Annotated in this window: 14 protein-coding genes; 12 read left to right on the forward strand and 2 right to left on the reverse strand. The window is 42.1% G+C overall.

Translation table 11 applies throughout. The features are described 5' to 3' along the window. The 4 genes from B4K20_RS01345 to B4K20_RS01360 all read left to right on the forward strand — a co-directional run. Positions 1–986 (forward strand): EpsG family protein (locus tag B4K20_RS01345; protein WP_289281613.1); only part of this gene is annotated, 986 nt, incomplete at its 5' end. A gap of 21 nt (positions 987–1,007) precedes the next feature. Beyond that, positions 1,008–1,958, forward strand: coding sequence for an NAD-dependent epimerase/dehydratase family protein (locus B4K20_RS01350; protein ID WP_289243990.1), 951 nt, complete (start codon positions 1,008–1,010; stop codon positions 1,956–1,958). Next, a complete protein-coding gene (locus B4K20_RS01355) occupies positions 1,955–2,506 on the forward strand; it encodes a sugar transferase (protein ID WP_289281614.1) in 552 nt (183 codons plus the stop codon). The genes B4K20_RS01350 and B4K20_RS01355 overlap by 4 nt, the downstream gene beginning before the upstream one ends. A 124-nt stretch (positions 2,507–2,630) precedes the next feature. Next, the gene (locus B4K20_RS01360) at positions 2,631–2,900 is read left to right on the forward strand and encodes a ComEA family DNA-binding protein (protein WP_289281615.1); all 270 of its coding nucleotides are present in this window, start codon (positions 2,631–2,633) and stop codon (positions 2,898–2,900) included. A 43-nt stretch (positions 2,901–2,943) separates the two neighbouring features. Here B4K20_RS01360 and glnD read toward each other — a convergent pair whose 3' ends face one another. Together glnD and map are read right to left on the reverse strand one after the other, a co-directional pair. Continuing rightward, complete coding sequence (gene glnD / locus B4K20_RS01365) at positions 2,944–5,562, reverse strand: [protein-PII] uridylyltransferase (protein ID WP_289281616.1); 2,619 nt, start codon at positions 5,560–5,562, stop codon at positions 2,944–2,946. A gap of 15 nt (positions 5,563–5,577) precedes the next feature. Then, on the reverse strand, positions 5,578–6,345 hold the full coding sequence (map, locus tag B4K20_RS01370; RefSeq protein ID WP_286305391.1) for a type I methionyl aminopeptidase: 768 nt from the start codon (positions 6,343–6,345) through the stop codon (positions 5,578–5,580). A gap of 271 nt (positions 6,346–6,616) precedes the next feature. Here map and rpsB point away from each other — a divergent pair, with 271 nt between their 5' ends. From rpsB to rseP, 8 genes are all read left to right on the forward strand, one after another. Continuing rightward, positions 6,617–7,369: a 30S ribosomal protein S2 gene (gene rpsB / locus B4K20_RS01375; RefSeq protein ID WP_289281617.1), complete on the forward strand. Its 753-nt coding sequence runs from the start codon at positions 6,617–6,619 to the stop codon at positions 7,367–7,369. Between the two features lie 105 nt (positions 7,370–7,474). After that, positions 7,475–8,356 (forward strand): translation elongation factor Ts, encoded by an 882-nt coding sequence (tsf, locus tag B4K20_RS01380; protein WP_289281618.1) that lies wholly within the window; start codon positions 7,475–7,477, stop codon positions 8,354–8,356. A gap of 3 nt (positions 8,357–8,359) precedes the next feature. Next, on the forward strand, positions 8,360–9,085 hold the full coding sequence (gene pyrH, locus B4K20_RS01385) for a UMP kinase (protein WP_289281619.1): 726 nt from the start codon (positions 8,360–8,362) through the stop codon (positions 9,083–9,085). Between the two features lie 8 nt (positions 9,086–9,093). Continuing rightward, on the forward strand, positions 9,094–9,651 hold the full coding sequence (frr, locus tag B4K20_RS01390; RefSeq protein WP_289281620.1) for a ribosome recycling factor: 558 nt from the start codon (positions 9,094–9,096) through the stop codon (positions 9,649–9,651). A 33-nt stretch (positions 9,652–9,684) separates the two neighbouring features. Next, positions 9,685–10,428, forward strand: coding sequence for an isoprenyl transferase (locus B4K20_RS01395; protein WP_289281621.1), 744 nt, complete (start codon positions 9,685–9,687; stop codon positions 10,426–10,428). Then, entirely contained in the window at positions 10,421–11,248 is an 828-nt protein-coding gene (locus B4K20_RS01400) for a phosphatidate cytidylyltransferase (RefSeq protein WP_289281622.1), read from the forward strand. The genes B4K20_RS01395 and B4K20_RS01400 overlap by 8 nt, the downstream gene beginning before the upstream one ends. Then, complete coding sequence (gene ispC, locus B4K20_RS01405) at positions 11,249–12,436, forward strand: 1-deoxy-D-xylulose-5-phosphate reductoisomerase (protein ID WP_289281623.1); 1,188 nt, start codon at positions 11,249–11,251, stop codon at positions 12,434–12,436. It abuts the gene before it with no gap. Further along, on the forward strand, positions 12,424–13,566 hold a 1,143-nt coding region (rseP, locus tag B4K20_RS01410; protein ID WP_289281624.1), incomplete at its 3' end, for an RIP metalloprotease RseP. The genes ispC and rseP, both read left to right, overlap by 13 nt.

The raw sequence follows: 13,566 nt of genomic DNA on the forward strand, positions 1-13,566 counted from the left end.
CTTATCCACTGCTGGGATTGACAGCTTTTTTATTATCAATTTCAGCTTCAGTAGATTGGATGCATTACAACTGGCATTATGAACATCGCGTTGCCAATCAAACTTGGTATCAGCTCTTTGATTCTTTTTCTCTCACTAAAGAAATACTTTTCTTTTGGTCAAGCAAGTTGTTAGGTGAACTGATTGGCTTCAAATGGTTTATTTTCTCTCTGACTATGGGGCTGACTACTCTCAAACTTTATTACTATGAGAGACTGAGTGACAAAAAGCCATGGTTAACCATTTTCTTTTATTGCTGTTTCTACCTTTTTTTATTGGAAGGGACGGTTCTTAGAGTTGCTTATGCCACAGCTTTCGTAATAGTGGCAATTTATTTCTTGTTTGATAAGAGGCCATTATTAAGCTTCGGCCTCATTCTCTTATCATCTCAGATTCACCTTACATGTTTAGTTTTCTTGATCATATTTCCAATCTATTACAGTAAATATTTTTTTACTGCATTACTAGTAAGCTTTGTATTATCACCGTTATTTATTTTATTTCATTTTTCATTATTTGACTTAATAGGGAGTGTTGCTGGCTATGTTAACCCTAAATATCAATTCTATTTTGGTGAAAAAATCATTGATACCCAAAACTCAACGGGATTATTTTTTTATTTTTTAGCTGTATTTTATGCATTAAACCTTTTTGTGGTTTATACACTTAGAAACTCTATTTTTTCTGACCCTAAAGCGAGAGTTTTAGTTGGGACAGGACTTATGGGTATTATATTTATGTCAACGATGTATACTCATGTCGCTCCTGCCACGCGGTTAGCGGAGTTGATGATGATTACGCTACCACTCTATTTGACGAGTGTTTTTTTGGAGTGGCAGAAAAATAAATATTATTGGGTATGTTATTCAATAATCATCTTTGCAGTGCTTTACGCTTTAGCAAGGTTTGTTTATCTGTACCCCTCACTAATTCCTTTTCTCAAATAAAACAGTTGTTAGATTAAATAAATGCGAATTTTAATTACGGGTGCAAATGGCTTTATTGGGCAGAATGTACTTGCTTCATGGTCTAAGGAGAAAGAAGTCGAGCTTGTCGCATTACAGCGAACAGCCTCAGATAAATCTATCCCCGAAATTGAATATTGGCTTTATCCAGAAATAAACAGCGAAACTATTTCATCACTGGATTTGAGTTCAATTGATGTGATTATTCATGCCTTGGCTGCTATAGATATTCCGAATAAAAACGAGGATGAGGCAAGAGCCGTATATCAAAAAGTAAACGTGGAGTTAACTCGAGTTTTAGCAAGTCAGGCTGCTATTGCGGGGGTAAAACACTTTATTTTTATAAGTTCAACCAAGGTAAACGGTGAAGAAACGAGTGAAACATTAGAGCCTTTCTGTGAGACTGACGTACCATTACCTGAGGATGAATACGCTCATTCGAAATTAGCCGCTGAAAATCACTTAAAAACTATCTGTCATGCATCCAATATGGCATACACGATAATACGTCCACCTTTGGTTTATGGGCCTGGAGTTAAAGGTAATTTCGAGAAACTGATAAAGCTTGTAGGAAAAGGAGTCCCACTTCCTTTCGCAAAAATGCAAAACTGGCGATCAGTACTTGCAATTGACAATTTGACTGACTTTATATGGACCTGTATTGAAAAGCCAAAAGCAAAAAATGAGACTTTTCTGATTGCTGATAAGGATGATGTGTCTACAACGGGTTTACTCATTGCCATTTCTGAAGCCTACAAGAAGTCGCTAAGGCTTTTTTATATACCAAAAACGCCGTTGCGATGGTTACTGGCATGTATAGGAAAAAAAAACATATATCGAAAGTTATATAGTTGTCTAATAGTCAGAAAAGACAAGGCAAAGGTGTTACTTGGCTGGGAACCGATCTCTGACTTACCTAGCCAATTAAGAAAAATGGTAGAGAGAGAGAAATGATAAGAATTTTAGATGTTTTTTTTGCTTTAACTGGACTGATTATATTCTCTCCTTTACTTGTCATATTGTTGTTTTTGGGAATTTTTGATTCTGGTAGCCCGTTATTTTTTCAGCAAAGGGTCGGAAGACAGAAAACGATTTTCACATTGGTTAAGTTCAGAACTATGCGTAAAAACACCGCTCATGTCGCCACACATTTGGCGGCTGAGTCTTCAGTAACGCATTTCGGGCGGTTCCTCAGAAGGACTAAACTCGATGAACTTCCTCAGCTTTGGAATGTATTAAAAGGCGATATGAGTTTGGTTGGTCCAAGGCCATGCCTGGAAAGTCAGCATGAGTTGATTGAAGCGAGAAACAAACTGAATGTGTTCTCAGTACGCCCTGGTATTACTGGCTTAGCTCAGGTCAATGATATTGATATGTCGACTCCTGAGTTACTTGCTGAAACAGATGCCAAAATGATTGCCTCGTTTTCAGTCAAACAGTATTTCTATTTAATTTTTCTCACTTTGACTGGCAAGGGAGCGGGGGACAGGATCAGGAAGTGAGTTGTGAGCAAGCTCACACAATGCAAAAAGTCTGTTTGATTTTCATTCGTTTTTTCATCTAACCTAAAGCTTCAGTTTCAGGAGAAACTGTTAATGGACTTAGTTTTAACATGGAGTATGGATTATGTTACGAAAATCATTTTTTGCATTGGTCTTATCGTTTTTTCTCAGCACTTCTCTAGCATATGCTGCCGACAAGATTGATCTCAATACAGCGACCTCAGAAGAGTTGCAGATGTTAAATGGTGTTGGACCTTCAACGGCAGATGCCATAATTGAATATCGTGATGCTCACGGAAAATTTAAAACGGTAGATGAGCTGACTAACGTCAAAGGTATTGGTGATAAAAAGTTAGAAAAACTGTCTAATGACCTGACTGTTTCTCAAAATTAAGCTTTCTATTTAAAAAAACGGCATGAAATACATGCCGTTTTTTTTAGTGTGACAAGTTGGTCAGCAGTTGTTCTTTTAGGTTATTTTCTTCCAGTTCATCAAGGGCATTCTCATCTGCTGTGGTAATGAAAAATACGTCTTCAACTTGGTCGCCGAGTGTATTAATTTTGGCGTTAATGAGCTGAACCTTACAGGCCAGAAACACTTGAGCGATAGCCGAAACCAATCCAGGTCTGTCATGTGTATGTAAGGACATCACGGTATGGTTTTGTTGAAGGTTGGTTTCAAACTCAATATTCGGCTGTGTTTTAAATAGCTTCATTGTTCTCGGTGTGATGGTGGGGCTATATGGCTTCACATGAGAAGTGTTGGCGAGTTGCTTTTCAAGCGAACGGGTAATTTGTCTGGTATCTAGTCGGTCACCGTTTACGATGAAGGTATTCAAAGCATCGTGCTCATTGGTGACATTGATTTTTGCGTCCAATACATTGAGTTGGCATTGCTCAAGCGCTGCCGTTATGGCGGCAAAAATGCCAGCCCGATCATGAGTGACAATAAAAATTTCTAGCGTCAGTTGATCATTATGTTTTCTCAGTGCGATTAATGGATCGTCATCCATATGATCTAAACGTTGCTCTGATTGCCAAACGAGTTCATCAATTGAATGCCTGAGGAAGTAGTCCAAATCATAGGCATGCCAGAGCTGACTGATATCTTCTTGACTACGGCCGTTAGATAGCAGTTGTTGCATCGCTTCCTGGTATTTTTTGTAGCTCTTTTCACGTGTACTTTTTGCTTGAGCCTCAGTATGTTCAATCCACTGGTGGGTACTGTGGTAAAGCTGTTTCAATAACGAATCTCGCCAACCATTCCACAAGTTATTATTAGTGGCTCTGATATCAGCAACCGTTAATAAATAGAGATAATTCAGTCGTTCTGTTGTCTCTACCAAGTCAGCAAATTTTTTGATGACAGTCGGATCTTCCAAATCACTTTTCTGAGCCGTCGTCGACATAGCAAGATGGTATCTAATCAGAAAAGCGACGATATTCGTATCATATTCACTGAGGTTATGTCGCTCACAGAATGCTTTTGCATCAACCACACCTAAGACGCTGTGATCTCCACCTCGGCCTTTGGCTATATCATGATAAATACCTGCGATATAGAGTATTTCCGGTTTAGGCTGTTGATTAAACACTTCAGAGCAAAGAGGGAACTCTTCTCTGTTTTCTTCACAGGAGAAGCGTCTTAAATTACCTACTAAAAATAGAGTGTGTTCATCAACCGTATAGGCATGAAATAAATCATGCTGCATTTGGCCGACGACGCGACCGAATTCAGGCAGGTAAGCACCTAAAACGCCTAATTCATTCATTCGACGAAACTCATGCGTCACGCCTTTTGGCTGACGAATAATTTCCATAAATAAAGTTCGGTTTTTTATATCACGGCGGAAATTATCATCAATTAAGTGTAAGTGGGCATGAATCTGACGGATAGTCGACGCTCTGACCCCTTTGAGCTCAGGGTTTTGCTGAAGAATAAGAAAGACTTCTAATAAGGCATATGGATAGTAGGCAAAGATGCCCGGGTTGATTGTTTCAAGATAGCCATTATGTGACTGGAAGCGACGATTAATTACTCTGACTTCACGAGGTTCATCGGCGAGGATAATCGTCTCTTCAAACAGCTGTAGTAAGAGACTATTCATTTGCCTGACAGAGCGGGCACAACGATAATAATCCTTCATGAATTTTTCAACAGCGAGTCGAGAGTCGTCGTCTTTATATCCCAATTTCTTAGCGAGTTCTCGCTGAAAGTCGATCATCAACTTTTCTTGTTTACGACCTGCAAGGTGATGCAGTACAAAGCGGATTGTCCACAAAAAGTTTTGCGCTTTTTGTAAAGTTTCATATTCGCTATTAGCCAGAAACCCTTTTTGACGAAGTCCTTCCAGGTTTTTAACATCAAAATGCTGTTGAGCTACCCAGTTGACGACCTGAATATCTCTTAACCCCCCAGGTGATTCTTTAATATTTGGTTCGAGGTTATTGGCCGTATCATTATAGCGCTGATGGCGATCTAACTGTTCTTGTCTTTTTAATTCAAAAAAGCGTCGAGTGTCCCAGGTTTTATTAGTGACTGTCAGTTGTTGCAGTGATTCAAACAACGCACTGTGGCCACACAGTAATCGTGCCTCTAATAAGTTAGTGGCGATAGTGATGTCATCTTCTGCTTGCTGACGACATTCCTGTATCGTTCTGACGCTGTGACCAATTTCTAAGCCCACATCCCAGAGTTGAGTCAGAAAACTGGATAAAGAATCTGGTGGCGTGTCTGAGATGGATTCATCAAGTAAAATTAATACATCAATGTCAGAATAAGGATGGAGCTCTCCGCGTCCGTAACCACCTACGGCAATCAGACTGACAGGTGTGTCATCACTGATATGTTGCTGCCAGATTTGCGTCAGAATCTCATCAACAAACGAGGCGCGTTGATACACCAAGTCTTCAATAGAACTCCCAGCATCGAATTGTTGCTGGAGATATAGCTGGCCTTGCTTTAAAGCTTGTCGACAAATTTCATTGGTGACCTCTGCATCAGAAGGAATCACTAAGTTTCCAACTTCCCAGATAGATAGAGTCTGCTGAGGCATACAACACCTTATAGATTAAACGGTTTCTTCTTCACGTAAGGTCAGAATGTCATATCCGCTATCAGTCACTAAAATGGTGTGTTCCCACTGTGCTGATAAAGAACGATCTTTGGTTACGACGGTCCAGCCATCAGGCAGTTGCCGAACATGACGTTTGCCTGCATTAATCATTGGCTCAATAGTGAATGTCATGCCTGCCTTGAGTTCGAGTCCTGTGCCCGGAGTACCGTAGTGAAGGACTTGGGGATCTTCGTGAAAGACCTGGCCGATACCATGACCACAGTACTCACGAACAACGGAAAAGTTTTCTTTCTCGGCATAAGTCTGAATGGCATGACCAATATCACCCAGACGGATGCCTGGTTTAACCATTTCAATACCGACAAACATGGATTCACGGGCAACACGACAAAGACGCTGGGCCAAGATAGAAGGCTTACCAATCTGAAACATTTTGCTGGTATCACCATGGTAACCATCTTTGATAACGGTGATGTCGATGTTGATAATGTCGCCGTCTTTGAGTTTTTTCTCACTGGGTATGCCATGGCAGATGACATGATTAACAGAGGTACAGATGGAGCGAGGAAAACCATGATAATTTAACGGGGCAGGAATGGCTTGTTGTTCGTTGACAATGTAGTCATGACAAATCTGATTGAGTTCTTCAGTGGTGATACCGGCTTGGACATGCGGTTCAATCATGGTCAAAACGTCAGCGGCAAGTTTTCCCGCTACACGCATTTTTTCAATTTCTTCGGCAGTTTTTATACTGACAGCCATTTAAATTCCCTGCTAATTTTGAAATGAAGTTTCTGATATCAGACATAGTTTGCCGTAAATCGGCTTTGGTCACCAGTGATCATTCTAGGCCAAGCTGGTAATTGTTCTTTTCGCTTTGTTTTGTTGCTTAAGTGTGGAATAATATGCGCGCCGAAAGAAGGCAAAATCACACATGTGCCGTCACAGGTGTCGGGGTGCTATTAGGTCTGACCTAATTAGTCGACAACTGGGGTACGTGGAGGTTCAACCCCATACTATTAAAGGTATAATCATGGCTAAAACAACAATGCGCCAAATGCTTGAAGCAGGCGTACATTTCGGGCACCAAACCCGTTACTGGAACCCAAAAATGGGCCCATACATCTTTGGTAAACGTAACAATATCCATATCATCAACTTAGAACATAGCTTGCCAATGTTCAACGATGCGTTGAATTTTGTCAGCAAACTGGCGTCTAAAAAAGGTCGTATCATGTTTGTCGGTACCAAACGTGCTGCACAAGATGCGATTCGTGAAGATGCTGAACGTGCAGGTATGCCATATGTCAACCGCCGTTGGTTAGGTGGCATGTTGACTAACTTCCAAACCGTTCGCCAATCAATTAAACGTCTGGATGCTATCCAGGACATGATCGAGTCTGGCAAAACTGAAGGTCTGAAGAAAAAAGAAGTCTTAGATCTGGCTCGTGAACAAGAAAAATTAGAAAAAAGCATCGGTGGTATCCGCAAAATGGGTGGTTTACCTGATGCAATGTTTGTTATTGACGTTGAACATGAACGTATTGCTATTCAAGAAGCCAAAAAATTAGGCATTCCTGTTATCGCTATCGTCGATAGTAACAGTAATCCAGATGGCGTTGATTACGTTATCCCTGGTAACGATGACTCAATGCGTGCAATCCGTCTATACACTGCAAACATTGCTGATGCCATTCTGGAAGGCCGTGCTTCTGTGACAACAGCAGATACAAAAGAAGAATTCGTAGAAGTTGCTGAAGAAAGTGCTGAATCAGCCAGCGAATAATTTCTACTAGTTTAATTCAGCAGGCTCGCCCGTGGGTGGGCCTGTGTTGTATATGAGCTCAGTGATGAGCATTCATAAAACAATCAGATTAAAAGGGTTAGAGCAATGGCAATTACTGCAGCTTTAGTAAAAGAACTACGTGAGCGTACAGGCTCAGGCATGATGGAGTGCAAAAAAGCACTCGTCGAAGCAAATGGTGACATCGAAGTCGCTATCGAAGAAATGCGTAAATCAGGTTTGGCAAAAGCGGATAAAAAAGCAGATCGTATCACTGCTGAAGGTATCATCGCTATTGAAACAAGTGCTGATAACAAACATGCCGTCATGTTGGAAGTGAATTCAGAAACTGACTTCGTAGCGAAAGCAGATGCTTTTGTTAATTTCGTATCTGCGGTAGCGAAAAAAGCGTTGGAAGCACAACCTGCTGATCTGGACGCGTTAAAACAATTAACACTGGATTCTGGTGAAACAGTTGAAACTGTGCGTCAGGCACTGGTAGCTAAAATTGGCGAAAACATTCAAGTTCGTCGTTTCACTGCATTAAATACTGAAGATGGCATTATCGGTTTCTACCGTCATGGTGACCGCATTGGTACTATGGTTCAGTTAACTGGTGGCAACGAAGAATTGGCTAAAGATTTAGCTATGCACGTTGCTGCAAATCGTCCACAAGCCATTTCTCCAGATGAGTTATCTCAAGAGTTGCTGGATAAAGAACGTGATATCGTGGCGACACAAGCACGTGATAGCGGCAAACCTGAAAACATCATTGCGAAAATGATTGAAGGTCGTATGGCGAAATTTGTCAACGAAATCAGCCTGGTTGGCCAACCATTCGTTAAAGACCCGGACGTGACAGTTGAAAAACTGATCAAACAAGCTGGCGCTTCAATTGACGCTTTTGAGTTCTTTGAAGTGGGGGAAGGTATTGAAAAAGCAGAAGATAATTTTGCTGAAGAAGTTATGGCTCAAGCCAGAGGGAAGTAATTTATGACACAAACGGGAAGTCAGCCAGTTTTTAAGCGTGTCTTGCTCAAACTGAGTGGCGAGGCATTGATGGGGGATGCGGAGTATGGCATCCAGCCAGAAGTGATTTCCCGTTTTGCCAAAGAGATATCTGAGCTGAGCGCGCAAGGCGTTCAGCTCGGTGTCGTCATCGGTGGCGGAAATATATTCCGTGGTGCTGGTCTCGCCGCTAGTGGCATGGACCGTGTCAGTGCCGATCATATGGGCATGTTAGCGACAGTGATGAATGCCTTGGCATTACAAGATGCTTTGGAGCGAAACGGTACTTTCTGTCGTGTCATGTCAGCTATCAGAATTCATGAGGTCTGCGAAGATTATTTACGCCGTCGTGCTATCAGACATCTTGAGAAAGGGCGTGTAGTTATTTTCGCTGCCGGAACGGGCAATCCTTTTTTCACGACTGATTCAGCAGCGAGTTTACGTGCTGTGGAGATCGGTGCTGAACTGATGTTAAAAGCGACGCAGGTTGATGGTGTTTATAACGCTGATCCGAATAAAGAGCCAAATGCCGTTCGTTATGATGAATTGAGTTATGACGAAGTCATCAATAACCGTCTTGCTGTGATGGATACGACAGCTGTTGTGATGTGTCAGGAGCAAAAAATACCTTTACGTGTTTTTGACGTACACAAAGAAGGTAATCTGACAAAAATTATCTACGGCGAAGAAGTTGGAACATTAGTCAAATAGGATTGAATATGATTGAAGATATCAAGAAAGATGCTGCTGATCGTATGAAAAAAAGTGTTGCTGCACTGAATACAGCAATGGCAAAAATTCGTGCAGGACGTGCTCACACCAGCTTGTTGGACCATTTGCATGTCTCTTACTATGGTTCTGATGTGCCATTGAGCCAAGTGGCAAATGTGGGTGTTGAAGACTCAAGAACATTAACGGTAACACCATGGGAGAAAGATATGGTGTCTGTCGTTGAAAAGGCCATCATGACATCTGATCTGGGTGTTAATCCAAACAGTGCCGGCATGACTATTCGGATTCCCATTCCTCCTTTAACGGAAGAACGCCGTCGTGACCTAGTCAAAGTGGCAAAAAATGAAGCTGAAAATGCACGTATCGCTGTTCGTAACATTCGCCGTGATGCTAACAGCACGCTAAAAGATCTACTGAAAGAAAAAGAAATTTCTGAAGATGAGCAACGTGGTGCTGAAGAAGATATTCAGAAGCTCACCGATGCAACCATCAAACAAATTGATGATGTGCTTGCAGAAAAAGAAACGGACTTGATGGAAGTGTAACCGGCTGGTTACACTCTCATTGACCACCTCTGAATGAACCCTCAGAAAAAGAATATTCCTAAGCATATCGCCATTATCATGGATGGTAATGGCCGTTGGGCAAAACGCCGTTTACAACCACGTTTTATGGGGCACCGAGCTGGTGTGAAAACGGTGGCAGAAATAGTGAAACGCTGTGCCGAACTTGGTGTCGAAGTGCTCAGTTTATTTGCCTTTAGCAGTGAAAACTGGCGTAGACCAGGTAAAGAAGTGTCACTGCTTATGGAATTATTTAGTCACGCCCTCGACAATCAAGTCAAAAAGTTACACGAGAATAATATTAGATTGTGCATTATTGGCGACGTCGATAAATTTTCTCCCGTATTACAGCAGAAAATAGTCGATGCACAGTCACTCACACAAAATAATACGGGACTGATAGTCAACATCGCTGCAAACTATGGTGGGCGTTGGGATATCACACAATCCGTTCGTCAGCTTGCAAAAAAGGTGGCTGCTGGTGAATTAGACCCTGACGATATTAACGAAGACGATATCAGTTCATCACTATCAACCGCTGAACTCCCCGAACCAGATTTATTTATCCGCACTGGCGGAGAACAGCGCGTCAGTAATTTCCTGTTATGGCAAATGGCCTATACAGAGTTTTTCTTCACAGATGTATTGTGGCCCGAGTTCGATAAAAAACAATTAGATGTGGCTATCAGCTCATTTAGTCAGCGTGAAAGACGTTTTGGTCGTACTTCTGAACAGTTGCAAGGTCAATCGGATGCTTAAACAACGTTTAATCACAGCAGCCATTTTAATTCCCCTGGTTGTTTGGGCTATTTTTGCCAGTTCCTTAGTGACATTCACTACACTTATCGCTGCCGTAGCCATACTGGCTGCTTGGGAGTGGCATCAAATGATAGGGATAAAAAGCCCGACAATGCGTGTGATGCTGGTGATAGACCTGATTGTTGTATTGTATTTGGCCATTACACAAATTAATCCATATTTTGTGATCAGCATTGGCATTATTATTTGGCTTTTAGCGACATTAACCATACTCGCCTATTCAAATAACTCTCTGTCTGAACGGTTATCCTATTTATTCAAGAATAAAATTTTTGGTGCGATTAGCAGTATTCTGATACTCACTGTATTTGTTGTCTCTGCTGTCACATTGAAAACCTTTAGTGAAACCGGTGCTTTTCTCTTCTTTTTTGTCATGGTGACAGTGTGGTTAGCAGATACCGGTGGTTATTTTGCTGGTAAACGCTTTGGTAAACATGCGTTGGCACGATCTGTCAGTCCGAACAAAACATGGGAAGGTGTCGCGGGTGCCATTGTGCTTGCTTCAATATGGGCAGCTGCTTTTTATTCAGTAACATCACCTTCGACAATCACGTGGTTTGAATGGATGTTAATTTCTATCGCCACGGTGGCTTCATCCATTATCGGTGACTTATTTGAAAGCCTCTACAAACGTGCCTTTTCTGTTAAAGATAGCGGGAATTTACTACCAGGACATGGTGGTATATTAGATAGAATTGATAGTCTTTTAGCTGCAGTGCCTATCTTCACTTTCCTGATATTAATCATGGGTAGTGTCTAGATGAAATCAGTGACGATTCTTGGTTCTACTGGTTCCATCGGTTTGAGCACATTGGACGTGTTGAGTCTTCATCCTGAAAAATTCAAAGTCTATGCATTAACAGCCAATCAATCTGTTGAAACTATGTTGCAGCAATGTCTGCAGTTTCAACCTGAAATTGCTGTGATGTTAGATGCCAAAGCTGCAGACAAACTGGCTGAAGTGCTTCGTAAAGAAGGCTGTAATACAGTTGTAAAAAGTGGCACCCAGTCACTGGAAGATGTTTCGTCATCATCCAGAACCGATATCGTCGTTGCCGCAATCGTGGGTGCTGCTGGCTTATTACCCACTCTTGCCGCTGCCAAAGCGGGCAAGCGAATCTTACTGGCTAACAAAGAAGCATTGGTCATGAGTGGTGCCTTGTTTATGAAAACTGTGGCAGAAAACGGCGCAACTCTTCTCCCCGTTGATAGTGAACATAATGCCATCTGGCAATGCCTGCCCGTAGCAAACACGCAGCATCATGATTTCAACGGCAAAGGGGTAAGGAAGATAATTCTTACCGCTTCAGGTGGGCCTTTCAGAGACTATGAGCTGGATAAATTAGAAGAGGTGACACCAGAACAAGCTGTTGCTCATCCTAATTGGTCCATGGGGCAAAAAATTTCCGTCGACTCAGCGACTATGATGAATAAAGGTCTTGAGGTGATTGAGGCCCATTGGCTATTTGGCTTACAAAGCCAACAAATCGAAGTCGTGTTACACAGACAGAGTGTTATCCACTCAATGGTGGATTATGAGGATGGCTCGGTTTTAGCTCAGATGGGCAATCCGGATATGCGGACTCCTATTACGAATACCTTATCGTGGCCAGAGCGAATCGCCTCTGGTGTGGCACCATTAGACTTAGTGAAAGTAGGCCGGCTTGATTTTAGTGAAGCTGATTTTTCACGTTTTCCTTGTTTACGTTTAGCCTATAAAGCATTAAACGATGGTGGTACGGCTACAGCTATTTTGAATGCTGCTAATGAAGTAGCAGTGCAAGCCTTTTTGGATGAGCAGATACGGTTTACTGAGATTGCGAAAATTATTGAAGACGTTTTAACCGAGCTACCTATTCATGAGGCTTCATCACTCGAACAAATCCTGGCAGATGACGCTGCCGCAAGAGACTTGGCTATGAGCAAGATAGGTTTATGCACTCACTAGTCTTCTTTTTAATCGCTTTAGCCATACTAATTATCATTCATGAATATGGTCATTTCTGGGTCGCCAGACGTTGTGGCGTCAAAGTGCTACGGTTTTCGGTGGGCTTTGGTAAACCTATCTGGCAAAAAGTGGGTAAAGATGGCACTGAGTATGTGTTAGCGCCTATTCCAATGGGCGGTTATGTCAAAATGCTCGATGAACGGGAAATGCCGGTAAGTGAAGAGCAAGCTCAATTTGCATTTAACCGTCAGTCTTTGGCAAAAAGAGTGGCTATCGTCTCTGCTGGCCCTATAGCCAACCTCATTTTTGCCATACTGGCTTATTGGATGTTGTTTGTCGTTGGTGTATCTGGAATTAAACCCATCATTGATGATGTGCATCCAGCCTCAATCGCCGCTCAGGCGGGTCTCAATCCGAGTGATGAAATTTTACAGGTGGATGGTAAACAAACCCCAACCTGGAATAGTGTTTATAAGGCACTCATTCAAAAAGCAGAATATGGTGAACGAACTGAGATTTTAGTACTGACGTCAGGCATTGAGCAGCAATATGCTTTAGTCATACCTCAAGTCAGTATTGATCAAGCAAGTAGTATTTTGGACAAAATAGGTATTGAGCCTTTGCGTCCAGCTATTAAACCGGTACTGGGTGAAATTGTGCCTGACTCACCAGCCCAAAAAGCCGGGTTAAAAGTGGGGGATGTTCTCCTGTCCTCACAGCAACAAACCATTGATAACTGGTCGAAATGGGTTGAATTGATCCAAGCAAGTGCTGGTAAAGAGTTGAATATTGAAGTTCAACGTCATGAGCAACGCTTAACTCTCACATTAACACCACAAGCTGGTGATGATGGAAAAGGACGAATTGGTGCCGCGGTCGATGCAAGTCAGAGCACGATACCTCAGGATCTTCAAGCGGAATTAAGTTATGGCCCTGTTGAAGCGGTCTGGCAAGCGGTGATACAAACTTGGGATTTTTCTTCTTCGACGCTGAAAAGTTTATGGGGAATGATAACCGGGAAAGTCTCAACCGATAATCTTGGCGGGCCGATTAGTATTGCACAAATTGCAGGTAGCTCGGCCGAGCAGGGTGTGACCTCATTTATCAGTTTTCTTGCCATGATAAGTATT

This window comes from Methylophaga sp. UBA5088 (genome assembly GCF_002414625.1).
GTDB classification, from domain to species: Bacteria; Pseudomonadota; Gammaproteobacteria; order Nitrosococcales; family Methylophagaceae; genus Methylophaga; species Methylophaga marina.

What these genes read in the sequence shown, in the direction of transcription:
- rpsB (WP_289281617.1), top strand. Translation starts at nt 6,617, where the DNA reads ATGGCTAAAACAACAATGCGCCAAATGCTTGAAGCAGGCGTACATTTC.
- ispC (WP_289281623.1), top strand. Translation starts at nt 11,249, where the DNA reads ATGAAATCAGTGACGATTCTTGGTTCTACTGGTTCCATCGGTTTGAGC.
- B4K20_RS01350 (WP_289243990.1), top strand. Translation starts at nt 1,008, where the DNA reads ATGCGAATTTTAATTACGGGTGCAAATGGCTTTATTGGGCAGAATGTA.
- B4K20_RS01360 (WP_289281615.1), top strand. Translation starts at nt 2,631, where the DNA reads ATGTTACGAAAATCATTTTTTGCATTGGTCTTATCGTTTTTTCTCAGC.
- B4K20_RS01395 (WP_289281621.1), top strand. Translation starts at nt 9,685, where the DNA reads ATGAACCCTCAGAAAAAGAATATTCCTAAGCATATCGCCATTATCATG.
- pyrH (WP_289281619.1), top strand. Translation starts at nt 8,360, where the DNA reads ATGACACAAACGGGAAGTCAGCCAGTTTTTAAGCGTGTCTTGCTCAAA.
- frr (WP_289281620.1), top strand. Translation starts at nt 9,094, where the DNA reads ATGATTGAAGATATCAAGAAAGATGCTGCTGATCGTATGAAAAAAAGT.
- B4K20_RS01400 (WP_289281622.1), top strand. Translation starts at nt 10,421, where the DNA reads ATGCTTAAACAACGTTTAATCACAGCAGCCATTTTAATTCCCCTGGTT.
- glnD (WP_289281616.1), bottom strand. Translation starts at nt 5,562, where the DNA reads ATGCCTCAGCAGACTCTATCTATCTGGGAAGTTGGAAACTTAGTGATT.
- B4K20_RS01355 (WP_289281614.1), top strand. Translation starts at nt 1,955, where the DNA reads ATGATAAGAATTTTAGATGTTTTTTTTGCTTTAACTGGACTGATTATA.
- tsf (WP_289281618.1), top strand. Translation starts at nt 7,475, where the DNA reads ATGGCAATTACTGCAGCTTTAGTAAAAGAACTACGTGAGCGTACAGGC.
- map (WP_286305391.1), bottom strand. Translation starts at nt 6,345, where the DNA reads ATGGCTGTCAGTATAAAAACTGCCGAAGAAATTGAAAAAATGCGTGTA.